The sequence below is a fragment of the Pelagibacterium mangrovi genome, assembly GCF_036662815.1.
In the GTDB taxonomy this organism is placed as follows: Bacteria; Pseudomonadota; Alphaproteobacteria; order Rhizobiales; family Devosiaceae; genus Pelagibacterium; species Pelagibacterium mangrovi.
On the sequence record NZ_JBAFXA010000005.1, the window covers coordinates 178,909 to 203,293 of the forward strand.

17 protein-coding genes and 1 tRNA gene are annotated in these 24,385 nt (G+C 63.5%); 4 read left to right on the forward strand and 14 right to left on the reverse strand.

Annotation, left to right across the window (positions count from 1 at the left end):
* Positions 1–161: 161 nt before the first annotated feature.
* The 3 genes from V4T21_RS10430 to V4T21_RS10440 all read right to left on the reverse strand — a co-directional run bounded on the left by V4T21_RS10430 (position 162) and on the right by V4T21_RS10440 (position 2,226).
* Positions 162–1,256: a winged helix-turn-helix domain-containing protein gene (locus V4T21_RS10430; protein WP_332716601.1), complete on the reverse strand. Its 1,095-nt coding sequence runs from the start codon at positions 1,254–1,256 to the stop codon at positions 162–164.
* 139 nt (positions 1,257–1,395) lie between these two features.
* Positions 1,396–1,716 carry a 2Fe-2S iron-sulfur cluster-binding protein gene (locus V4T21_RS10435; RefSeq protein ID WP_332716252.1) on the reverse strand — a complete coding sequence of 107 codons (321 nt, stop codon included), beginning with the start codon at positions 1,714–1,716 and terminating at the stop codon, positions 1,396–1,398.
* Positions 1,717–1,845: 129 nt separating this feature from the next.
* Positions 1,846–2,226, reverse strand: coding sequence for an Hpt domain-containing protein (locus V4T21_RS10440; protein WP_332716254.1), 381 nt, complete (start codon positions 2,224–2,226; stop codon positions 1,846–1,848).
* A 333-nt stretch (positions 2,227–2,559) separates the two neighbouring features.
* Between V4T21_RS10440 and V4T21_RS10445 the strand changes: the two genes are divergently transcribed.
* On the forward strand, positions 2,560–8,559 hold the full coding sequence (locus V4T21_RS10445) for an apolipoprotein A-IV repeat region-like domain-containing protein (protein WP_332716255.1): 6,000 nt from the start codon (positions 2,560–2,562) through the stop codon (positions 8,557–8,559).
* A 53-nt stretch (positions 8,560–8,612) separates the two neighbouring features.
* Here V4T21_RS10445 and V4T21_RS10450 read toward each other — a convergent pair whose 3' ends face one another.
* The 6 genes from V4T21_RS10450 to acs all read right to left on the reverse strand — a co-directional run bounded on the left by V4T21_RS10450 (position 8,613) and on the right by acs (position 15,933).
* Positions 8,613–9,638 (reverse strand): glycosyltransferase family 4 protein, encoded by a 1,026-nt coding sequence (locus tag V4T21_RS10450; protein ID WP_332716258.1) that lies wholly within the window; start codon positions 9,636–9,638, stop codon positions 8,613–8,615.
* A complete protein-coding gene (locus V4T21_RS10455) occupies positions 9,613–10,437 on the reverse strand; it encodes a UDP-2,3-diacylglucosamine diphosphatase (protein ID WP_332716260.1) in 825 nt (274 codons plus the stop codon). The genes V4T21_RS10450 and V4T21_RS10455 overlap by 26 nt, the downstream gene beginning before the upstream one ends.
* A 79-nt stretch (positions 10,438–10,516) precedes the next feature.
* Entirely contained in the window at positions 10,517–11,710 is a 1,194-nt protein-coding gene (locus tag V4T21_RS10460) for an MFS transporter (RefSeq protein ID WP_332716262.1), read from the reverse strand.
* Positions 11,711–11,821: 111 nt separating this feature from the next.
* The gene (locus tag V4T21_RS10465; RefSeq protein WP_332716265.1) at positions 11,822–12,622 is read right to left on the reverse strand and encodes a UDP-2,3-diacylglucosamine diphosphatase; all 801 of its coding nucleotides are present in this window, start codon (positions 12,620–12,622) and stop codon (positions 11,822–11,824) included.
* 157 nt (positions 12,623–12,779) lie between these two features.
* Positions 12,780–13,874 carry a glycoside hydrolase family 3 N-terminal domain-containing protein gene (locus tag V4T21_RS10470; RefSeq protein ID WP_332716268.1) on the reverse strand — a complete coding sequence of 365 codons (1,095 nt, stop codon included), beginning with the start codon at positions 13,872–13,874 and terminating at the stop codon, positions 12,780–12,782.
* Between the two features lie 112 nt (positions 13,875–13,986).
* On the reverse strand, positions 13,987–15,933 hold the full coding sequence (gene acs / locus V4T21_RS10475) for an acetate--CoA ligase (RefSeq protein WP_332716270.1): 1,947 nt from the start codon (positions 15,931–15,933) through the stop codon (positions 13,987–13,989).
* 137 nt (positions 15,934–16,070) lie between these two features.
* On the opposite strand from acs, the gene V4T21_RS10480 reads away from it, so the two are divergent.
* Positions 16,071–16,643 carry a GNAT family N-acetyltransferase gene (locus tag V4T21_RS10480; protein ID WP_332716272.1) on the forward strand — a complete coding sequence of 191 codons (573 nt, stop codon included), beginning with the start codon at positions 16,071–16,073 and terminating at the stop codon, positions 16,641–16,643.
* Positions 16,644–16,646: 3 nt separating this feature from the next.
* On the opposite strand, the gene V4T21_RS10485 is transcribed toward V4T21_RS10480, so the two are convergent.
* Positions 16,647–17,957: a lipopolysaccharide biosynthesis protein gene (locus V4T21_RS10485; RefSeq protein WP_332716274.1), complete on the reverse strand. Its 1,311-nt coding sequence runs from the start codon at positions 17,955–17,957 to the stop codon at positions 16,647–16,649.
* Between the two features lie 20 nt (positions 17,958–17,977).
* A complete protein-coding gene (locus V4T21_RS10490) occupies positions 17,978–19,060 on the reverse strand; it encodes a lipid II:glycine glycyltransferase FemX (RefSeq protein ID WP_332716275.1) in 1,083 nt (360 codons plus the stop codon).
* A gap of 299 nt (positions 19,061–19,359) precedes the next feature.
* On the opposite strand from V4T21_RS10490, the gene V4T21_RS10495 reads away from it, so the two are divergent.
* Positions 19,360–20,718: a metallophosphoesterase gene (locus V4T21_RS10495; RefSeq protein ID WP_332716276.1), complete on the forward strand. Its 1,359-nt coding sequence runs from the start codon at positions 19,360–19,362 to the stop codon at positions 20,716–20,718.
* 93 nt (positions 20,719–20,811) lie between these two features.
* Here the strand turns inward: V4T21_RS10495 and V4T21_RS10500 are convergent.
* Positions 20,812–20,887: transfer RNA gene (locus V4T21_RS10500), tRNA-Lys, on the reverse strand.
* A gap of 90 nt (positions 20,888–20,977) precedes the next feature.
* The gene (msrA, locus tag V4T21_RS10505; RefSeq protein WP_332716277.1) at positions 20,978–21,598 is read right to left on the reverse strand and encodes a peptide-methionine (S)-S-oxide reductase MsrA; all 621 of its coding nucleotides are present in this window, start codon (positions 21,596–21,598) and stop codon (positions 20,978–20,980) included.
* Between the two features lie 188 nt (positions 21,599–21,786).
* Between msrA and V4T21_RS10510 the strand changes: the two genes are divergently transcribed.
* A complete protein-coding gene (locus tag V4T21_RS10510; protein ID WP_332716279.1) occupies positions 21,787–22,623 on the forward strand; it encodes a leucyl/phenylalanyl-tRNA--protein transferase in 837 nt (278 codons plus the stop codon).
* A 142-nt stretch (positions 22,624–22,765) separates the two neighbouring features.
* On the opposite strand, the gene V4T21_RS10515 is transcribed toward V4T21_RS10510, so the two are convergent.
* On the reverse strand, positions 22,766–24,313 hold the full coding sequence (locus V4T21_RS10515; RefSeq protein ID WP_332716281.1) for a 2-isopropylmalate synthase: 1,548 nt from the start codon (positions 24,311–24,313) through the stop codon (positions 22,766–22,768).
* Positions 24,314–24,385: the final 72 nt, after the last annotated feature.

Genomic DNA, 24,385 nt, shown 5'->3' on the forward strand with positions numbered 1-24,385 from the left:
CGGAGAGTTATTTCCCTCCGCTCCCCTCCCATAGAACACCGCGTTTGGCGCCCATGCCCGCAGCGCAATTAATTTCGCGCCGGGATTGCCTGCGCAAAACACTACCTAATAACTAGACTTGAAAGAAAAGCGGCGTTTGGGTGAGTTGGCGGCAGCGGTCTTCACACGTCCAGTTGAAACCGCTCGAAGCGCCCCAGTTCAGCGTCGATGACGGCCCTGGCCTCGCTCCCCACATCTTCCAGCCAGGTCCATTTCTGCACCAGCAGCTTGCCATTCTGCCGGTCGCTCTTGAGGTCGATCGCGGCAACGACGCGGTCATCGACCAGAACCGGCAGCGCGAAATAGCCATGGCGGCGCTTGGCCGCCGGCACGTAAGCCTCGAAGATATGGTCGTACCCGAAAAGGAGCTTCAGCCTTTTACGCTGAATGATCAGCGGATCGAACGGCGAGAGGATGTGCACGCGATTGGCCCGAGCGGCGACGGGCTGTTCCAGCGCGGAGGGTGCCGCCCAATGCTGCACCTTTTCGGCGCCCTCGATCGTTACCGGCACCAGCAGCCGTCGTTTCACCCGCGACTCGATCGCCTCGCGAACTGCCGCTTTGGCCGGTGCATTGAGATGGCAGATCGAATCCAGGCTCACCACACCCTGGCTGCGCAACGCGCGGTCGAGCAGATAAGCGGTCCGCTGCCGTCCGGTTGCCGGCTTGGGGGTTTTCTCCCAGTCGAAATGCCGGGCCATCAGATCATAGGTCTTGACCATGCCCTCGCGCGCCGCAATCGCCACCAGTCCTTGATAGAACATCAATTGCAGCACGCGCTTGGAGGGCTTGCGGCTGGCCCAGGGATGGGTCTTGTCCACCAGCTCGTCATCATCGATGTCCCGGATAGTGAGCGGGCCATTGACCTTGAGGCGCCGCGTCATGGCGCTCACTTCGGCTTTGGTCACCGAGCCGAACCAGGCGCTGGGATTTTCCCGATAGGCCCTCATCGCCGGTATGAAGAACGGTAGGTCGGCGGTCGGCACATAGCTTAGCGCATGCGTCCAGTATTCGAAGACCGACTTGTCGCCCGATTGCAGTTGCGCCAGGTCGCCCCGGCGATAGGCCGGAATACGCGAATAGAGAATGTGATGGTGGCAGCGCTCGATCACGTTGATGGTGTCGATCTGCACATAGCCCAATTGTGCAATGGCCGCCTGCACCGCCTCGGGCCCCGCCCCGAACGGCTCGGCCGCGTCGAGCCGCTGCGCGGTCATCCAGATGGCGCGGACCTGGGCGGGAGTGATGACAATCGGACGTTTGGGCACGGCGAATCTTCATGCAAAGTTCAATGAGAACATTACAAGAACAATCCCTTATGTCAAACCTGTCCTCGAACCCGACAGCCGCGAAAAGCTACCCCTGCCGGCTCGGCACATTGACCACCAGTCCGTCGAGCTCGTCGCGAATCTTGATCTGGCAAGACAGTCGGCTGGTATCCTGCACGTCGAAAGCGAAATCGAGCATGTCCTCTTCCATCGAGGATGGTCCGCCGGTCACCCCGAACCATTCCTCCTCCACATACACATGGCACGTCGCGCAAGTGCATGCGCCGCCGCATTCGGCGACGATTCCCCTCACCCCGTTGCGGATCGCCGTTTCCATCAGCGTCGATCCCACCTCCGCTTCGATCTCGCGGCGCGTGCCATCGGGCTCGATGAAGGTGATCATAGGCATGGGAAAGGCTCCGGGGATAAGTACTGTGAGGTGCCCCGGATATAGGTCCGCGCGCTCATTGGCACAAGCATGGCAGTCAACGACCAATAGCCGCGCCGATCTCGACCCGTACATGCCGGAACATGCCACCTATTCGGCGAGGATCGCTCCGATGTAGCCCACCACCTCGGAAACGGCCATTCCCAGATCGGCCAGCGTCTCCTCGTCGAGCTTGCCGGTCTCGGCGAATTCCTGCTCGGCAGCCTTGGCCTGCTCGGCCAGTGCCATGGCGCCCACGCTCAGCGCAGCACCCTTAAGTGTATGAAGTCCAACGACAATCTGTTCGACATCCATCGCAGAGGCCACCCTCTCGAAATAGAGTGCCACCTGCGTTTCGAACATGCGCAGCACCTCGCATTCGAGCCGCCGGTCGCCCATTGTCTGCCGCGCCAGAAACACCAGATCGATGGGCCTGTTGGTTCTGTCGATCCGCGGGGAATCGAGCACCGGCCCCGGTCTCGGCTGCACCATGATTAACCCCTCGTATCCACTGTCACAAACACAGCGCAAACCTTAACCCTGATTGGATAAAAAGACCCTTAATCACTGATATCTGCTATGGTTTCCTGCACGGGGTTCAGCGGGAAAAAAGTCGTTAACGGTCTTTTAATAAAGATTTCAGCAATGGCGCCAAACGGTGTATAACTCTATGGTAAGCAGGCGGCAGAGTGGGCCACTGCGGGGGACGTCTCCGCGCTTTTTCCCACCTTTCCGGCAACGCGCGCGGGCAGAACGCTCTCGCTAACCCGTTGCCGCAAAAGCCGTTTCTGCATGTGCGGCGCATGAGTAAAGAGTAGTTAGAGTATGGCGAACAAGTCGACCACCCCAAAGGACGATCCGGCAGCGCTTGCGTTCTCCGCTGTCGAAAACGCACTCAAGGACTCGGTCTTCTCGATGGACGATAAGCCCGCCCGCAAGGTCGAAAGTCAGCCGGCCAAGCGCGAACAGCGTCGGGAAACACCGACCAATACCGAGCGTTTGCGCGCCGCCGACAAGATCGCCGCCCAGGCGTCTTCCGTCGCCAATGACGACCGCTCCCCCGCCGCGTCGGCCTTTTATGCACTCCAGACCCGCGCTTCCAATGCCCCCGTCTGGTTCGCCATCATCGCCTCCGTTCTTTGGTTCGTCGGCGTCGGCGTCATCGCCGCAATGCGCTACGGAAATCAATTCGCCGAGGGCCTGACGGTCGCCGAATTCGTGCAGACCCTTGATTTTGCAGCGCTTGCCGCCATCATCGCGCTGCCCATCCTGGCGATGATCTCCATCGCCTTCCTTGTCCGCCGCGCCCAGGATCTGCGTCTCGCCGCCGCTTCGATGACCCAGGCCGCCATGCGGCTTTCCGAGCCCGAATCCGCCGCCGCCCACAAGATCGCCACCGTCGGCCAGGCTGTCCGCCGCGAGGTCAACGCCATCGGCGACGGCCTCGAACGCGCCCTCTCCCGCGCCGGCGAGCTCGAAGTAATGGTCCACAATGAAGTGACCGCCCTCGAGCGCACCTATTCCGACAATGAAACCCGCATGCGGCAACTGATCGAGGAACTGGCCAACCAGCGCGAGTCGGTGGTGACCAATTCCGAGCGCATGCGCGACGCCATCGCCGCCGTCCACGGCAACGTGACCACCGATCTCGACCAGATCGGCACCACGCTCACCGAGCGCCTGCGCACCACTGGCGGCGAAATCACCGCCGCCATCGCCGAGCGCGGCACCGCCATGGCCGATTCCATCGAATCCGCCGGCACCACCATCGAAACCAGCTTCGAGCGCCGCAGCCAGTCGTTTGTGGAAACCGTCGACAGCCGCACCGCCGACCTGATCATGGCCCTCGACGACAGCGCCAGCCGCCTCGACGGCACGCTGACCGACAAAGCCAACGCGCTCGCCACCGCCGTCGATGCCTCGACGGACCGGCTCGATACCGTCCTCACCTCCAGCGCCAGCAGCGTCGAAATCGCGCTCGAAGGCCATTCCAACATGGTCGAAGCCGCGCTCACCGACACCACCGGCCGTCTCAACACCCTGCTCGACGAGCGCACCGGCGCCCTGACCACCGCTCTCGATTCCCGCGCCGAAGCGCTGGCCGAAACCCTGGGCGGCGGCGCCGATCGCATCGAGAATGCCTTCCACGGCAAAACCGAAGCCATCGCCGAAGCCCTCGGCACCGGCGTCGAGCGCATCGAAAACGTCTTCTCCGGCCGCGCCGAAGCCCTCGCCGCCACGCTGGGAACTGGCGTGGAAGAGGTCAAGGCCGCGTTCGAAGGCCGTGCTGAAGCCCTGGCCGATGCGCTGGGCCTGGGTGTCGAACAGGTCGAATCCGCCTTCGCCGGCCGCGCCGAAGCGCTGGCCGCAACACTGGGAACCGGCGTCCAGGACGTTCAGGCCGCCTTCGAAGGCCGCGCCGAGGCCCTGGCCGAAGCGTTGGGCCTTGGAGTCGAGCAGGTCGAAACGGCATTCGCCGGCCGCACCGATGCTCTCACCCAGGCGCTCGACGAGCGGGCGCGCACTGTCGCCGACACCGTCGACACACGCATCAACACACTCGTCAATGCCCTGGACTCGCACACTGTGTCGATTTCCGCGGCGATCGAGGAAAAGTCCGCCACCATCGGCGAAGTCCTCAAGGGCTCGACCGAATCCATTCTGGTCGATTTCTCCCGCCGCTCCGAAGTGCTGGGCTCGACCTTCGCCGCCCTGGGCGAAAGGGTTTCGGGCGATATCGCCTCCCGCGCCGAAGAGGCTCAGACTGCGCTTGGCCGCATCACCGATCGTCTGGACGAAACCTTCTCGATCCAGTCCAATGCCTTGGAAAGCCAGATCGAATCCATGACCCTGCGGCTTGACGGAGCCCTTGGGGAGTCGACTGAGCAGGCGCGCGAAGCGCTGACCCGCGCCGGCACCGATACCCTCGCCCGCCTCAATTCCCGGGTCGATGAAATCTCGTTCATCCTCGACAACCGGATCGGCCAGGTCGACAGCATCGTGGGCGAAAAGGGCGAAAAGCTCATCTCCTCGCTCGACAGCCACACTGGCGAAATCGCCGAACGCTCCAACCGCCTTGAAACCCTGCTCGACGAAAAGGGCCGCGCGCTCTCGACGGCCCTCGAAACCGGCGCCGAGAGCTTTGCGGCCATGGCCGAAGCCCGCACCGCCTCGCTCACCGAAGCGCTCGACCAGCGTTCGGACGCCTTCGTTTCGGCCATCGACATCCGCACGGACGCCCTGTCCTCGGCCATCGACAATCGCGCCGACGCGATCAATTCCAGCCTCGATATCCGCACCGATGCCCTGACCTCGGCTCTCGATACCCGTGCCGATGCCCTCAATTCCAGCCTCGACACCCGCACCGAAGCACTGACCTCGGCGTTTGATGGCCGGGCCGAACAGATCGGCGCCGCCCTCGATGGCCGCGCTGAAGAAATCGCCTCGGCAATCGAAAGCCGCACGGGCCGTCTCACATCGGCAATCGATACCCGCGCCGAAGCGCTCACCTCCGCGCTCGATACCCGTGCCGATGCCCTCAATTCCAGCCTCGACATCCGCACAGAAGCCCTGACCGCCACCTTCGATGGCCGCGCCGAGCAGATCGGCGCCGCACTCGATGGGCGTGCAGAAGAGATCGCTTCGGCCATCGATACCCGTACCGAAGCGCTCACCACGGCGCTCGACACTCGGGCCGATGCCCTCAATTCCAGCCTCGATATCCGCACTGAAGCCCTCACGGCCACCTTCGACGGACGCGCCGAGCAAATCGGTGCCGCCCTTGATGGCCGCGCCGAAGAGATCGCCTCGGCAATCGAAAGCCGGGCTGGCCGGCTCACCTCGGCCATCGATACTCGCACCGAAGCGCTCACCACGGCGCTCGACAGCCGCGCCGAGCAGTTCGGCGAAGCCTTCGACGGCCGTTCGGAAAGCCTCGCTTCGTCCATCGACGCCAGCGCCCGCCAGTTCGCCGAGTCGCTCGAAGGCCACTCCGCCGAGCTCACCTCGGCTCTGGACAATCGCACCGAGCAGTTCAACGCGGCCCTCGACAGCCGCACCGAGCGGTTCACATCCGCTCTGGATGGCCGTGCCGAACAGTTTACCTCGGCGCTCGACAACCGGTCCGAACAGCTCACCTCCGCGCTCGACGCGCGCACGGTGCAGCTCGACACCACCCTCGCCGCCCGCACGACCCAGATCGACGATACGTTGGCCGAACGCTCCAACGCCATGAACTCGATGCTCGATATCACCTCCAGCCAGCTCTCGGAAACGCTGACCGAGCGCACGCGCTATATGGGGGGAGCCATCGACGAAGCCGCCGATCGCCTCGACCGGACGATTTCGGAGCGCTCGCGCCGCCTCGAAGAAACCCTCGACGAGCGCGCCCAGAACATGTCCGCCGCCATTTCCGGCAGCGCCAACGACCTCACCGAGGCCGTCGACGCATCGGGCGAACGCATCCGCGCCACCATCGATGGCAGCCTGTCCCAGGTCACCGGGACTATGGAGGAGCGTTCCACCCAGGTTTCCGAGCTCATCGAGAGCAAGGTTTCCGAGCTCAACTCCAATATCGGCCGCGAGATCGATACCGCCGTGGCCCGCATCACGGACGCAGAATCCGGTGTCACCGCCAAGATCGGCGAGGCCGCGACATCGGTGGGCAAGAGCGCCCGCGACGCCGCCGACCTCGTCGAATCGCGCCTCACCGAGGCCCGCTCCGCCATTACCGAAATGGTCGATGACCGTCTGGGCACCCTGCCCGAGGCCATCACCACCCGCGCCGAAATCACCGCCGAGCGTCTTGCCGGTCTCAACGAGGCCATTCACGGCACGATCACCGATTCCATGCGCGATCTCGAAGCGGGCGCCGACCGCATCGAATCCACGCTTACCGGCTCCATCCACAGCGCCATCGGCCAGTCCATGGCCGATCTGGAATCGGGCGCGAGCCGCATCGAAGAAGTGCTCAACGACAAACTCGCCAATGTCACGGCCAACATTTCCGCCGATGTCGAACAGACCACGATGCGCATGGACGCCGTCGTCCGCAAGGCGATGGAAGAGCTGCGCACCGCAGCCGTCCATATCGAGGACCTGGTGGAAGTCCGTGCCGTCCACACCGCCGACGAGCTCGGCCGCAAGGCGTCGGAAATCAACCGGATCGTGTCGGAACATTCCGACAAATTCGCCGAACTGATCGACAGCAAGCAGAACCAGCTTACCAACGCGCTGGGCTCGCAGACCAATCTGCTCCGCGCCGCGCTAGAAGCAAACGCCCGTGATTCCGAAGAGATCATGGCGGAATCCTCCAGCCGCATCCAGCACGAGGCCACCGAGTCGCTGCGCAAGCTCAACGACGCCAACCTCCTGCTCCAGCGCGTTCTCGAAGCTTCGACCGGCAACCTCGCCCGCCTGCAGGGCAATGTCGGCGAACAGACCGAGGCCTATACCAACGCCGTGCGCGAGGCCCTGTCGGGCACCGAACAGGCCGGCAGCGTCATGGGCCAGCACGTCGAGGCACTGCAAAACACCATCTCGTCCATGCTTGAACAGTTCGGCCAGATGTCGGGCAAGCTGCATGCGGAAACCGACGGGTTCACCGCCGCCGCCGCTTCGCTCGCCGAAGTGTCGAACTCCACGATGGAGACGCTAGAAAACCGGCGCGGCGCCATGGAATCGCTGGCCGACGGCTTTGCCGCCCGCACCGACGAAATCGACACGCGCCTGCGCGGTTTCGCCCAGTCGATCGCCGACACCGTCAACCAAACCGAACGGCGCCTCATCTCCGCCCGCAAGGCGATGGAAGACGCCCTCGCCTCCACGTCGGACGCCGTCTCCGGTCAGATTTCGACCATTGGCGATCTCGCCTCGGGTGAAGGCCAGCGCGCCAGCGAGGCCCTGCGCCAGACACAGGCCGATTTGCTTGCCGATGTCGAGCGCGCCTATTCGGACGCCACGCGGCGCTTTACCGATACCGCCGACGCGATGCGCATGACCGCCTCCCAGCTCGGCCAGGAGCTCGAAGCCACCCGCAACGAACTGCAGCGCTCGGTGCTCGACCTGCCCGAGGAAACCCGGGCCAGCGCCGCCGCCATGCGCCGCGTCGTTGCCGAACAGATCGAGGCTCTGTCCGAGCTCAACGCCATCGTGCGCGCCCAGCCGGGCACTCACGAGGTTTCCAGCCGTTCGACGCCCCGCACGCCGTCCCAGCGCCTGGCAGAACCGGCTCGCCGTGAGCCCGCACCCCAGCCGCAGCGTCCGGCCCCGGCTCGCGAACCCGAACCGGCCCGCCAGCAGCAGGCCCCGGTCATGGCCCCTGCCCGCCCGGTCGAAGCGCAGAAATCGCCCTCCGAACGCCTCAACGAAGCGCTCGCCCAGTCGCGCGGTTCGAGCCAGCAGGCCGCCCCGGCGACGCAGCAGGAGGGCGGATGGCTACGCGACGTGCTGCGCAATGCCTCGGCCAATCAGGCAGGCAACCAGCGCCCGCTGAACCTTTCGAGCCTCACCGAGGATATCGCCCGCGCCATCGACGATAACGCCCTGTCCACGGCCTGGAACCGTTATCAGGACGGCCATTCGGGTGCGTTCAATCGCCGGCTCTATACCATCACCGGGCAGTCGACCTTCGATGAAGTCCGCCGCAAGCTCCAGCGCGATGCTGAATTCTCGCGCACGGCGGGTGCTTATATGAGCGAGTTCGAGCAGTTGCTCGGCGAGGCGGTCAATAGCCCCAACGGCATGGCGCAGACCCACAATCTGCTGACCAGTAATCGCGGCAAGGTCTATACCATGCTGGCCCATGCCAGCGGCCGTCTCGGCTGATTTTTTGAAACATCGATTCCGAACACGCGCCCCTTTCCGGGGCGCGTTTTCGTTTACGCGACGTTGGCGATCTGGCGGTGGAGAGGAACCAGTTGCCGCGCGAACTGATCGGCCGCCGCTTCCCAGGTGAATTCCCGCGCTCGGGTCAACGCCCGGTCCCGCGGAATGGCTAGTGCCCGTCTCACGGCTGCTCCCAGTTCCTCATCCAATGCCCCGCCCCTGCCCTCGGAGACGACGTCGATCGGCCCCATCACCGGATAGGCGGCCACTGGCGTCCCGCACGCCATGGCTTCGAGCATCACATTGCCGAACGTATCGGTCCGTGAGGGAAACACCAGCACATCGGCGCTCCGATAGGCATCGCGCAGCGCGGTGCCGGTCAGCTTGCCGGTAAAGACGACATCGCGATACCGATCCGCCAGCGCCGCGCGCTGAGGCCCTTCGCCGACGACGATCTTGGTCCCCGGATGATCGATCTCGAGAAACGCCTCGATGTTCTTTTCCACCGCCACGCGCCCCACATAGAGCAGGTGCGGACCCGGCAGGCCCGCAAACATCGCCTTGGGTCCAGGGCTGAAGGCCAGGAGGTCCACCCCGCGCGACCAGATGGCCAGATGCCGGAAAAATTTACGTCGCAGGTCGCGCAGCACCGAAACCGTTGGCACCATGGTCACAGACGCCGCCGCATGGAACCAGCGCAAATAGCCATAGCTCCATTCCATCGGCACCGGCAGCCGCGCCGCGACATATTCGGGAAAACGTGTGTGATAGCTGGTGGTGAAGGCCAGGCCCCGCATCACGCAATACCCCCGCACCGCCAGCCCCAGCGGTCCCTCGGTGGCGATATGGATATGATCGGGCGAGAACCCTTCGATGAACTCGTGCACGCCCCGCAGCGATGGCATCGACACCCGAATTTCGGGATAGGTCGGCAGCGGCACTGTCCAGAAGGTTTCGGGCGTGAGGTAGGACAGCTCATAACCCCGCCCCGCGAGCGTGCGCCCCACGGTATCGAGCGAGCGGACCACCCCGTTGACCTGGGGATGCCAGGCGTCAGATGCGATGAGCAGGCGCGCCATCTGCAAACTCCCAGGTTTCCGTCGACTCCATTGAAGGCGCGGGTTTTGGCTTGCCCGCCCAGCGGATCAGCTCGAACCGGCCATCGGCATGCTCGGCGATCGCCGTGCAGTTCTCGACCCAGTCGCCGCAATTGAGATAGCGCACCCCATCGCGCTCGCGGATCGCCGCCGCGTGGATGTGCCCGCAGATCACCCCATCGACGCCGGCCTCCACCGCCGCCCGGGACAGCGCGGTTTCGAAGCGCTCGACCAGCGCCGCCGCCTTGCCCACATTGGCGCGCGCCCAGGCCGACAGCGACCAGCGCGGATGCCCCAGCCGCGACCGCACCCGATTGACCGCCAGTGCCGTGCGCAATGCAGCGTTGTATGAAATATCGCCGAGCCAGGAGACCCAGCGGGCGTGGCGCACCACCACGTCGAACTGATCCCCATGGATCACCAGATACCGCCGCCCGTCGGCCCCCGCATGGATGGCCCGCTCGCGCACGTCGATGCCGCCGAATCTGAGCGCTGAAAACTCGCGCAGAAACCCGTCGTGATTGCCCGAAAGGTAGATCACCCGCACGCCGTTACGCAGCTTCTCGAGCAAATGCTGCACCACGCGGTTGCAGGTGGGCGGCCAATGCCAGGTTTTCCTGAGCTTCCAGCCGTCAACGATATCGCCGACCAGATAGATAGTTTGAGGATCGACCGAATTCAAAAACTCGAGCAGCGCCTCGGCTTGGGCGCCGCGCATGCCCAGATGCGTATCGCTGATGAAAAGCGTGCGCAGGGGCGTTCGGGAGATTGCTGGTTGCATGACCCTTGTCCGCAAGGCAATTGGCTCGCGAGACGGGTGAATGCCTGATTTGCGCAACCCTATTGTGACAGTGCGCGATCTAGCGCTTCGTGTCCTTGATCGCGAGCGAGACGAAAACCATCACCGCTCCCGCCGCCGCCATCGCGGCCGCTGCATAAAAGCTCTCCAGCCCCAGCCGCGAAACCAGCGATCCGAACAGCAGCAGCGCAGCAACCGACGCAACCTGCCGCAGCACCACGTAAAAGCTCTGCGCCTCGGCGGCGATCTTCTCGTCCGTCCAATTGGCGATGAAATTGAGGATGCCCATATAGGCCAGCCCAAAGCTCGTCATATGCAGTCCCTGCAGCAGCGCCAACTGCCAGATTTCCGTCGCCATTGCCATGCCCGTCCAGCGGACGACGCCCCCGATGCACGCCGCGAGCAGCAAATGGCGCGCCGAAAACCGCCGCGCGAAATGGGAAAAGAACAGCATGGTGACGATCTCGCAGACCGGTGCCACGATCCAGAGCACGCCCAGTGCCGCCTCGGGCACGCCGGCCCGCACCCAGAGCAGCGCGCCGAAGCTGATCATCAGCATGTGGCTGGCCTGCAAAAGCGCCGTTCCCGCCAGGGTCAGGATGAACCAGGGCCGAAACACCTGACGCAATGTCATGGCCGTATCGGGCGAAAGCGCCAAGGGCGCCGCGGCGCTTTGGGCATTCTCGGGCGCGTGGAAAAACGGCAGCGGCAGCGCCGCCGCCCCGCGCATCAGGCAGGTGGCGATGAACAGCGGCACGAACACGGCGATGCCCAGCCACCCGAACAACAGCCCCGCCGTGGCCGTCATCGCGATGTAGCCGAACGTGCCCCAGATCCTGACCCTGGCGAAATCGGTCCCTCGCCGCCGGGTCATGCGGATCGCCGCCGCATCGATCACCGGCTCGATCGCCATGATGGGGATGACGACCAGGGTATTGAACAGCAGCACGCCCCAGAAATCATCGACGAAGACGAACCCCAACGACACGACCGCACTCACCAGCGATCCGGCGACGATGACGCTGCGCCAATCCTTCGCCCGGTCGGCGATACGGCCCACGAACAGATTGAGCCCGATCATGATCATGATCGGGGTGGCACTGACGATACTGATCTGCTCTTCGCCGATCCCCCGTCCATCCAACCAGATGGGCAAAAGCAGCGTCGACACGCCGGCCGGAAGAAACATCGCCGCATAATAAAGGCCCGTGCGCATCTCGGGCGTGGTGAACCGCGCAGGCAGGTTCGGCAACATGAATGGGAAATCCGGCAGGCAGGCGTAGGAACCCAGACCATGCGCTGGCCCGCCCGAACTGGCAAGCGGCAAGCTCCGTCAATTTCGTAAGAACGCGCTCCGGCGCCGGGATCAGCCCGCGCGCAGCCGTCCCAGCCCGCGCCGCTTGCGCGGAGGGGCCGAAACATCCTTCCAGCGGATCAGCTCGAAAGCGCCGTCATGACCCTCGACGATCGCCGTGCAGCTTTCCACCCAATCGCCCGAATTGATGTAGTGGATGCCGAATTTATGGTGCATCGCCGCGTGGTGGATATGCCCGCAGATCACCCCGTCGACCTGGCTGGTGCGCGCTTCGAGCGACAGCGCTTCCTCGAACCGCCCCATGACGGAAACCGCGCTTTTGACCTTCTGCTTGGCCCAAGCCGAAAGCGACCAGTAGGAAAGCCCCATCCGCCGGCGCACCCAATTGATCGGCGCGTTGATCTTGAGCGCGAAATTATAGGCCCAATCCCCTATATGGGCGAGCCATTTGGCATTGGCCACCACCACGTCGAACTGGTCCCCGTGGATCACCAGATACCGTTTGCCGTCCGCCGTGATGTGGATCATCCGGTCGACGATCTCGACGCCGCCGAAATAGGTGCCCAGATAGTCGCGCAGGAATTCATCGTGATTGCCGGCGAGATAGACCATGCGCGTACCCGCCCTCGCCTTGGCGAACAGCGCATTGGCCAGCGCGTCATATTCGGGCGGCCAGTTCCATTCCTTCTGCAACCGCCACCCGTCGATCAGATCGCCGACGATATAGATCGTGTCGGCGTCGTAAAGCGCGAGGAACTTGAGCAGTTCCCCGACCTGGATCGCCTGCATCCCCAGATGGACGTCGCTGATAAAGAGCGCCCTGACGTGCCGGACGGTCCCTGTTTCTTCCATACGGAAGGCACCCTCGTTCTGCCGATCCGCGTCCCCGATTCCCGGTCGCGCGGCCACGTCACTTTAAACGACCGGCCAGCCCGGCAAAACCGGTTATCGAGAGTACGGCCAGGAAAAGTTGCGGACTTTTCCGGTTCGGCCGCACGGCAAACAAGCTCTAGGGAATGATCCCCACATCGCGCTTGAGTGCGATGATCCGGGCATAGCTTTGGGCAATCCGCTCGGCAAATGCAGGGTTTCCATCCGCCTCGGCGACAAGGATTTCGGAAATCTCCGGTCCCAGTTCCGGATCGTAGGCAGCCGTATTGGAAAACAGCAGGATATCGACCCCCGCCTCCACCGCCCGCACGATGGTGTCGTGCAGATCGAACCGCGAGCGAATGGCGGCCATTTCCAGATCGTCGGTGATCACCACGCCGTCATATCCCAATTCGTTCCTCAACACGCCCCCGATCCAGGCCTGGGACAGGCTGGCGGGCAATTGGTCGGCGTCGCCTCTTTGAATATCGGCGTTAAACAGATGCGCCACCATCACCATATCGGCCAGTCCCGCGCCGATCAGTGAGCGATATGGCTCCAGCTCCACCGGCTGCCAAAGCCCGGTTATATCGACAAACCCTTCATGGCTGTCGTCCCGGCTCGACCCGTGCCCTGGAAAATGCTTGAGCGCCGTCGCCATGCCCGCCTGATGATGCCCCTCGACAAAGGCCGCCGCGAACGCACTCACCGTTTCCGGGTCGTCGCCATAGGCGCGCTGGTATCGGGCGATGATGGGATTGGCCGGGTTGAGATCGAGATCGACCACCGGCCCGAAATTGAGATTGAACCCCTCACGCGCCAGATCGACCGCCAAATCCTGGTAAACCACGCGCGCCGCATCGGGTGTGTCCCTGGCGATATTGCGCGCAGACGGGATTTCCTCGAACCCGACGCCGGCCGTCAGCCGCTCGATCTGCCCACCTTCCTGATCGAGCGCGATGAACGGCGGCAACCACGGCCGCGCCGAAACCAGCGCCCCGTTGATCGCCCGCACTGCCGCCAGACTCTCGACATTGGTGCGCAGATACATGACCCCACCGATCTCGCCGCGCCCCACCTGATCGCGTATGGCGCGCACGCCGGAATCGTCCAGCGCGGTTCCCGAGAACCCCACCATCACCATCTGCCCCGCCATTTCCTCGATGCTTTGCGCCCATGCGGCAGGCGCGGCGAAAAGACCTAAGGCGAGGCAGGCCGAAACTACAAATCGCATGATTATCCTTCATTGGCGCGGCGGGATGCGCTCACACTTTCCGACCTTTGAGGCACAAATCAGCCCGTCCCAAAACGAAAGCGCCGGACCTTCCCGGCCCGGCGCTTCCCATTCAGCGATTTTTTCTGTTGGCGATCAGGTCATCGACGACGCCGGGATCGGCCAGTGTGGAGGTATCGCCGAGAGCGCCATAATCGTTCTCGGCCACCTTGCGCAGGATGCGCCGCATGATCTTGCCCGAGCGCGTCTTGGGCAAGCCCGGCGCGAACTGGATGTGGTCAGGCGAAGCGATCGGCCCGATCTCCTTGCGCACCCAATTGCGCAATTCGGTCGCCAGATCGTCCGAGGCGGCCTCTCCCGCCATCAGCGTCACATAGCAGTAAATGCCCTGCCCCTTGAGATCGTGCGGAAAGCCGACAACCGCAGCCTCGGACACCTTCGGATGCGCCACAAGCGCGCTTTCCACTTCCGCCGTGCCCAGCCGGTGCCCGGAAACGTTGAGCACGTCATCGACCCGCCCGGTGATCCAGTAATAGCCGTCAGCGTCCCGCCGGCAGCCGTCGCCGGAAAAGTAGAAGCCCTTGTATTGCTGGAAATAGGTTTCCCGAAATCGCTGATGGTCGCCATAGACGGTGCGCATCTGCCCCGGCCAGCTATCGGCGATGGCCAGAACCCCGGAGGCCTCGCCCTCCAGCACCTTGCCGCTTTCGGGGTCCAGCACCACAGGCTGCACGCCAAAGAACGGCTTGGTCGCAGAACCCGGCTTGGTGGCAATGGCGCCCGGCAGCGGCGCGATCATGAACCCGCCGGTCTCGGTCTGCCACCAGGTATCGACCACCGTGCAGCGCTCGCGCCCCACCACCCGGTGATACCACAGCCACGCCTCGGGGTTGATCGGCTCGCCCACCGAACCAAGCAACCGCAGGCTGGAGAGGTCGGCTCGCTCCACGAACTGATCGCCCGCCCCCATCAGCGCCCGGATGGCGGTGGGGGCGGTATAGAAGATGTTGACCTTGTGCTTATCGACAACGTCCCAGAACCGCCCCGAATCCGGGAAGTTGGGCACGCCCTCGAACATCAGCGTCGTCGCCCCGTTGGCCAGCGGGCCATAGAGAATGTAGCTGTGCCCGGTCACCCACCCCACATCGGCGGTGCACCAATAGACCTCGCCCTCGTGATAGTCGAAGGTCAGCTCATGGGTAAGCGACGCATAAACCAGATAGCCGCCCGTCGTGTGCAGCACGCCCTTGGGCTTGCCGGTCGAGCCCGAGGTATAGAGGATGAACAGCGGGTCCTCGGCGCCCATCGCCTCGGGTTCGCAGACCGGCTCGACGGTCTTTGCAGCCTCATGCCACCAGAGGTCGCGGCTGCCCTTCATGGCGATGTCGGCGCCAGTGTTTTTGACCACCAGCACCTTTTCCACCCCCGGACAGTCCTCGAGCGCGGTATCGACATTGGCCTTGAGCGGCACGGTCTTGCCGCCACGCCGCCCCTCATCGGCGGTGATGACCACCGCGCTGTCGCAATCGTTGATCCGTCCGGCCAGCGCGTCGGGCGAAAATCCGCCGAATACCACTGAGTGAACAGCCCCGATCCGGGCGCAGGCCAGCATGGCATAGGCGGTTTCAGGGATCATCGGCATGTAGATGGTCACCCGATGGCCCTTCCTCACCCCCAGTCCCTTGAGCACATTGGCGAACCGGCCCACCTCGTCATGCAACTGGCGATAGGTGATGTGGCGCGCTTCGGCCTGCGGGTCGTCGGGTTCGAAGATGATCGCCGTCTGCTCCCCACGCGTCTCCAGATGCCGGTCGATACAATTGGCCGCGACGTTGAGCTGGCCATCCTCGAACCATTTGATCGAGATGTCGGGCCAGGCAAAGCTGGTGTTCTTGACCCTGGTGAATGGTTTGATCCAGTCGAGCCGCCGCGCCTGCTCGCCCCAGAACCCATCCGGATCGGCAACCGAACGCGCGTACATCTCCTCATATTGCGAGGCGGTGACGTGCGTGTTCGCGACTGCTTCGGCGGACGGGGGGAAAAGAGCCTCTGGATTCACGGCATCCTCCTTATGCTATTCTTTTGAACCCCACTCTTAACCCGCCGCTTTCGGCCCCCGCAAGGCGCGCCCCGCATCGCTCACCTTTTCTTAGCGGGCCCGCCCTTATGGTCGGTCCCTGATCGGGGGTTCGAGCCATGACCGAAGCGCAGATGACTTCGCGCGCCGCCACGCACGCCGATATCGGCGACGTCCATCACGAGCTGATGGAGTTGATCGATTCGATGCCCTATTACGGCGAGCGCTTCAAAGCCTTCGAAAAGACCCGTTTCGACAAGACCTTCCTGCGCACCCTGATCGAAATCGACCCCTGGCATATCATGCTGTTCGAAATGGATGGGAAAACCGGCGGATTCTCGATTTCCGGCCCGGCCAACGGCACCATCTTCCAGTTCTGGTCGGCCATCTACCCCGCTTATCGCGGCACCCCGCTCGGCCGGTTCGGCATGGATGCCTTCATCGCCCATTGGGACAATTCGCGCTTCCACAAGGCCTCGACCTACACCCGCCCCGACAACCGCCCCGCCCTCGTGCTTTTGAAGCGCTATGGCTACCGCGAAGTCGCCCACCTCGAAGACCACATCTTCGGCGAGGACTACCTCGTCATGGAGCGCAAGTTTACCAAGGCGGTCGAGGGCTACGACAACGGCATCTCCCTGCCTTTGCGAACCCGGCTGAAGCTCAAGGCAAGGGCATTGCTAGACCGCTAAACGTCAAGCCGCTGCCGGTGTCTTCCGCAGCAGCCCGAAGATCGAAACATCGATCCCGGCCCGAAAGAGCGCCGTCAGCCACAGCGACACCGACCACAGCGAAATGGCGATGAACGCCGAGATCGCTGCCCCCATCAGCCCATAATCGGACACCAGCATCTGATTGCCGATAATCAGCGCCGCCAGCCCGAGCCCGACCGACGGCAGGCTGTCCCATGGCCGATCGCGCATGGAAAGCACCAGCGAAGCCGGCCCGAACGCGGCGCGCACCACCAGCCCCAGGCACAGAATGGCAACCGGCACGGCACCATCGGAAAATTCCGGCCCGAAAAGCATCAGCACATACGGGCCCATCACCAGCACGCCGAGGAAAAGCAGCAAGGCCAGACCAGTCGCGACCAGATTGGCCTCGCCGACGCGGCGGCCATAAGCGCCCTTGTCCGCATCCCGCTCCGCATCGAACATATTGGGCAAGGTCAGCGAATAGACGGCGACCACGCCGAACGCCGCCAGCGCAAAAATGCGCGTCGACACCCCGAAGATTGCCAGATCGGTACGATCCAGCAGTCCCGCTAGCAGGATCAGGTTGATGTCGAAAAAATAGTCCGAGGCCAGCGTGATCAGCACCCAGGGCGCCGCGAACCGCCACCAGCGGCGCGGCTCGGTGGTCCGCACCGTATCGGTCTTGGGCACCAAGGCCACGGCGCGTTGCACCCAGATACACTGCACGAGAAACAGCGCCAGAAGCAGGAATGCCAGCAACCAGAGCATATGCGCGATATTGGGCACGGGGCTGAGCAGCGCCACCGCCCCGAACGCCAGGAGCGTCAGTCCGGGCCTGAAGATCATGTCGGGCAGATATCCCGCCATCGGCTGCTTGAGCCCCACCAGCACCATCGTGCTCACATAGGTGATGGCCGTAGCGATCCCGATCAGCACGGTCGGCACCCAAAGCGGACGCAGATGCTCGCCGGCCTCGCCCAGAAGGAACGTCAGCGGCCAGCCCAGCGCCAGCAGCGCGATCCCCATGCCCACCATCTGCCAATAGGAAAGCCCGACGAACCGCCGCAAATGCGCGCCCTCTCCGCGCGATCCATATTCGGCGGAAAAATAGGTCCCCACGGTCTGAAAACCCAGCGGCAGAACAACGGCAAGCAGATTGGCCGCCGCGATGACGAGCAGGAAATCGCCAAGCGATTGCGCGCCCCACACCCGCGAAATGGCCGCCTGCACTATGAAGATAAACCCCGCGCCGAATATGCGCAGGCCAAAGATCAGCACCGATTTCGATGCCAGCTTGCGGGTTACCGACATGGTTTGCCCTGCCCCGTCATTTATCGTTTGAACCGCCGCTGCAGGCCCAGCTTTGCCGCCAGCACCGCGTCCCGGCCGCGCGTCATCACTTCCCTGGCCTTGTACGCGGCCGTCCCGATCGCGTAGGCTCGCCGGTGGGTCGCATGGTTCATCACCGGCGGCAGCGGGTTGATGTAACCCGCCTCGCCCACCATCCCATTCTTGAACTGATGCAACCCGGCAAATCCATCGGTGCCGCCCAGATCGTAATAGGTTGCGCGCGTATGGTCACGCAGCCAGCGGATCACGTGCCAGTGCAGGAAATATCCGGCCCGCAGCCCCAGCGCCGCATCGTCCGTCGCCCCGTAGAGGTAACAAGCCGTGTCGCCGCGCGTAAAAATAACCGCTCCGGCCACGGGACGTCCTTTGTGATTGACGAAAAACAACTCCGGCCGCGCCGTCCCATCGGGCATGGCCATAAGGCCCTCGATGGTCGCGATCCCGGAAAAATCGGGAAACAGCTTGCGCTCGCTCATCGCCTGATAAAGCGTCATGAACCGCCCGATCTGGTCCGCAGTTCCCCGTTCGAAATCGAGCCCCGCCTTTAGCGACTTGCGCAGATTATACCGCCATTTCTGCCCGAACGCGGCCATGCGCGCATCGTCATCGAGCGTCACGTCCACGATATAGCGCAGCGGATATTTCACCTTCACGCCCGGCTTGAATCCGCGCTCGGCCAGCGCCCACAGCAGCCGGTTGTCCTCGCCCGCCTCTGCCTTGGGCATGATCGAAACCATCATCCCGCGCCGGTCGGCATATTCGGCAACCATCGCATCGACGATCCGCCGCATCGTCGCCTCGGCATCCCCGGTCCGGTTGTCAGCCAGAAACGGTCCCCATTTGACCAGCGCGATGGTGGCCAGCCCGAGCGGCAGGCGCTGCAGCATCACCAGCGCGCCGCCCAGCAACTCGCCCCGTTCGGAAAACAGCACAGGCTCCAACGCCACGCCGGGCCAGCGCAGTTTCGCATAGGCGAAAAGCTGCTCCTGACATACGCCATCGAAGGCCGACACCGAACGATCCCAGCGCGCCCCATCGACGATCCGGTGATCGAGCGGCGGCAAATCTTTCTTCGTCGGCGCGGAATTATCCGCGGCGGGCCGGGCAAGAACGGAGGTTTGGCTGATCAGGGACATGGCTTTGACCGATCGCGTGATTGCCTGCCCGTTCTACAGCCCACCGCCCTCACAAATGCTTTCGTTTGGGCGTCTCGCCGGGATTCCGGTTGATGTGGTAAACTCAGGCTTTCGGTCCGCTCCGCAATTGCACGCATCGCGTCATCGCAATGTCACCGCTCGCCCCTAGTCAGTTGCGACCGGCGGCAACGCCGCCCCATCGCATCACCGCTCGACAGGATTCGATCGTGTCCCAATTCACTCTCAATCGCCGCCAGATTCTCATGCTGATGAGCTCGACGGCGCTCCTCCCCCTCGCCATCCCCGCCATGGCGCAAAGCCAGAACCCTGCGGTCCGGCTCATTGTCCTCTCCGACCTCCACTCCGCTTACGAGCGTTCGGCCCAGCTTCTCGCCGCCATCGCCGACGAGGTCGAGGCCAGCGAAGTGCCGGTCGCCATCCTGATCAATGGCGACGTCTTCGAACTCGGCAATGTCGTGACGGTTCGTTCGGAAGGAGAGATCGACTGGGCGCTGCTCGAAGCCTTCGCCGGCCTCGCGCCCACGATCCTCAACATCGGCAACCACGAACCCGACCTCGACAACGATCTTCACAACGTGATCGCCAAGGCCGAGGATCGCGGCGTTACTGTGATTTCCAACATTCTCGATTCGCGCACCGGCGAGCCCTACGCCCCCGCATCGCTGTCACTCGACCTCGACGGAACGCCGGTCACCATCGTCGGGCTGGGCACGGCGGCGGTCAACACCTACCCCGCCGCGACCCGCGAAATGATCGATGTTCCCGAGCCCGTTCAATGGGCCGAGGAAAACCTCGATAGCCTGCTCGATCCCTCGAGCCTTCGTGTCGTCCTCAGCCATGCCGGCATCACCGCCGACCGCGCCATCCTGCCCACCCTGGCCGACGGCACGCTGCTGATAGGCGGGCACGATCACGTTGTTCTCGATCACACCCAGGGCGCCACGCGCTATGTCCACACCGGCTCATGGTCGAGCCTCTACACAGTGGTCGATATGGACCCATCCGGTCCCCTCGCGGTCGAACGCCGCGAAATCGACCTCTCCGGCAGGGCCGATGAAACCCTGGCCGCCCTGATCGCGACCATGATGGACACTCATCTCACCGATGAAGAACGCGCCGTCGTCGGCACCAGCGAAAGCGCCCTCTCGCTCGCCGACAGCGCCCGTTTCGCCGCCGCCGCAATGGCCCAGGCCGCCGGCGCCGATATCGGCTTTATCGGCCACACCACCTTCGGTACGGGCTTCCCGCAGGGCGAAGTCACCAAATACGCCTTCGATTCTATAGTGAGATTCGACGGCACGCTCAGAACCGCCGAAGTGAGCCGCGAAGTGCTCGCGGAAATCCTCACCCGCACCAATCAGGATGGTGACATCCCGCTCGAAAACCGCACCGGCGACTTCCTCTACGCCGCGCCCACCGATCTGCCGGATCAGGACACCTACGTGATCGCCGCCAACGATTGGTCGGCCACCAATCAGAAGAATTATTTCGGTCGCGAAGACCTCGACTTCACCGACGTGCCCGACGCCCCGGCCATCAAGGCCCTGGTCGTCGACGCCCTCTGACACAGCCGTGCGCGGCCGCCAAAGGCCGCGCACACCGCTTCCCACGGGACCGATACGGCCCGTGCGGCGCAAAGTACTGATCGAGGAGAAGTTTGGTGGGTGTACAAGGGCTCGAACCTTGGACCCGCTGATTAAGAGTCAGCTGCTCTACCAACTGAGCTATACACCCAAACCATCGGGCAGCGCGCTCAGCGCACCGCCGAAGTGGGGCCTCTCTATCAAACGCACCGCCCCCTGTCCACCCACCGAGCTGCGTTTTTTATCCTTCGGGGAACGGATTGTCGCTCGTGCCCAGAAATGCCTGATCACCCCAGAGTTCGTTGATGCGGATGTCGCGCCCGCACCCCACCCGATAGGCCTCGTAGCGCTCGGGATTGTTGGTGTGGAAATCCTGATGGTAATCCTCGGCGGCGTAGAACGGCGCCGCCTCCTTGATTTCCGTCACGATCGTCAGCCCCGTCTCCTCGCCCAGCGCGGCCTTGCTCGCCTCGGCCACATCGCGCTGCTCGGGCGTCAGGGCGAAGACCGCCGTGCGATACCCATCTCCCCGGTCGCAGAACTGTCCGCCGGCATCTGTCGGGTCCGTCGTGTGCCAGAAGACCGTCAGCAATTGCTCGAAACTGACCACCTCGGGGTCGTATTCGATCTCGACCACCTCATAGTGCCCGGTATCTTCGAAAACCACCTGCTCGTAACTAGGGTTTTCGACATGCCCGCCAGCGAAACCCGAGATCGTCGCGGTCACCCCATCGACCTTGTCGAAATTGGATTCCACGCTCCAGAAGCACCCTCCGGCAAACAGCGCCGTGTCGGCAAAAGCCGGCGCGGCGGCAAAAAGGCTCGCTCCGGCCACGCTCAAGGCAATCAATGTTCCGCGCATGGATAATCTCCTCTCCATTGCAAGCTGGACCCGGACAGCGCCCCCCGCAAGTCAATCCGCCGTGAGCCCGCCGGTAACCATAAAGTGCAATACGATACGCCGGGCTCTTTGGTTTCATTATAAATGATTGCGTCGACTGCCGCAGCGAGTCCAATGCAATGACCAGTTTGGTGCCGCCGGGTAGCAGAATGCCCGGATCGTGGAGCCTGCGGCGCCTTGCGCTGGCGACCGCCTATTGGATGCGCCCGCCGCGTGCGCGCTATTTTCCGTTTGTCGTCTGGAATCTGGTTCGCGACAGGATCGTTCCCCCGGCCCCCGTCCCAGATCCCGCCAAAATTCGCGACGTCCCGCCCGGCTTTGCCAGCATCGCGCGCGATCTTTCGACCCCGACTGTCCTGCGCGCCATGGAACTTGGCTTTTACCCGCAGGGTCATTGGGGCTCGATGAAATGGTGGTCACCGCCACAGCGCGCCATAATGGATCTGGGCGCGGTTCACATCGCCAAGCGCTTCCGTCGCACCATGCGTGGCACCGACATGCGCGTCGCTTTCGATACCGATTTCGCCGGCGTGCTCGATGGCTGCGCCGCGCCCCGCGACGCATCCCGCTTGCACCTCACCTGGATCACCCCCAAGGCCAAGGCGCTCTATACCCGGCTGCACGCCGAGGGCCACGCCCATTCGGTCGAGATCTACGATACCGAGAACAACCTCGTCGGCGGCCTGTTCGGCGTCGCCATCGGCCCTGTCTTTTCGGCGCTGTCGATGTTCCACACCGCCGACAATGCATCGAAATTCGCCATCGTCAGCCTCTATCATCATCTGGCCGATGCCGGTTTCACCGCCGTCGATCACCAGATCATGTCCCCCTGGGTCCAGGCGTTGGGCGGCACCGTGCTCCCCCGCGCCGACTATATGGCGCTGCTCAAGACCCCGGCCCGCACCACCGCCCCGGTGGGACCGTGGACGGCATCCTTCACCCTTGCCGAAACCGCCGCATGGGAACCTGTCTTACCTTCGGATTGATCCCTAGCCGCACTGGATTCCGGGAATAAATCCCGGAATAACAAGCCGGATTTAGGGCAGCGTCGCTACCCCAGCCAATCCTCTGTCACCCCGGGACTCGTTCCCGGGGTCCAGCAGCATCTCCGCAATCGATTAAGCTATTTCAACCCGCCAACGCACCCTGCGCCGGCGCGCCGCGTTCCACCAACAGCCGGTTATACGCGTTGAGATAAGCGCGCGCCGAAGCCACCAGCGTGTCGGGCTCGGTAGCATTGCCCGAGGCGATCCGTCCGTTCATCTCCAGCCGCACATGCGCGTTGGCCTGCGCATCCGTGCCCCCGGTGACGCCATCGACCGCATAGAGCACCAGATGCGGGTCGGCATCCACCGCCGCCTTGATGGCGTTGAAGATCGCATCGACAGACCCCGTGCCGTCGAAGGCAACGTCCACCGGCTGGCCGTCCACGGCCACCTTGAGCTCGCACCGGTGTACCCCGCCCGTCTTGGACGTGACGCTCATGTCGACCAGCTTGATCCGGTCGGCGCCCGAACCCATCTCGTCATCGACCAGCGCGACGATATCGTCGTCATAAACGTGCTTCTTGCGGTCGGCGAGGTCCTTGAAGCGCTGGAAGGCTTCCTGGAACTGATTGTCGGCCAGCTCGTACCCCAGATCCTTGAGCTTTTCCTTGAACGCGTGCCGGCCCGAATGCTTGCCCATCACCAGCGATGTGGATTTGATCCCCACGCTTTCGGGCGTCATGATCTCATAGGTCAGCGCGTTCTTGAGCATCCCATCCTGATGGATGCCGCTTTCGTGGGCGAAGGCGTTCTTGCCCACGATGGCCTTGTTGTACTGTACGGGGAAATTGGCCGCCGCCGACACCACCCTCGAAGCGCGCGACAGCGCGGTCGATTCGATATTGGTGTGGAACGGCAGCGCGTCCACGCGGGTCTTCAAAGCCATCACGATCTCTTCGAGCGCCGCATTGCCCGCGCGTTCGCCGATGCCGTTGATGGTGCATTCCACCTGCCGCGCCCCGGCCCGTACGCCGGCCACCGAGTTGGCCACCGCCATACCCAGATCGTTATGGCAATGGGTCGAAAAGATCGCCTGATCCGAATTGGGAACCATCTCGATCAAATCCTTGATCAGACGGTAATAATCCTCCGGCGTCGAATACCCCACCGTATCGGGGATATTGATCGTAGTGGCTCCGGCCTTGATCGCCGCTTCCGTACAGCGGGCGAGAAATTCGATCGGCGTGCGCGTCGCATCCATCCCCGACCATTCCACGTCGTCGATCAAATTGCGCGCCTGCGCCACCGTCTTGGTGACGATTTCGAGTACCTCGTCCTCGGTCTTTTTCATCTGGTGGGCCAGATGGATGGGCGAGGTCGAAACGAAGGTGTGGATGCGCCCGCGCGGTGCGAACCTCACCGCCTCGCCGGCCCTGTCGATATCGGCAGGAATGGCTCGCGCCAGCCCGGCGATCACCGCGTTCTTGGAGCGCTTGGCAATGGTCGCCACCGCCTCGAAGTCGCCATTCGACGCGATGGGGAACCCGGCCTCGATGATGTCGACGCCCATGGTGTCCAAAATCTCGGCCACCTGGAGTTTTTCTTCCAGCGTCATCGTCGCGCCGGGACTCTGCTCGCCATCGCGCAGCGTGGTGTCGAAAATATAGACGCGGTCTGTATTGGTACTCATCTTGGGTCTTCCTCTATCGGCCCCTGCGCAGAAAGCCTTGCAAATGCAGCAGGTTGTGGCCGGACATTATCG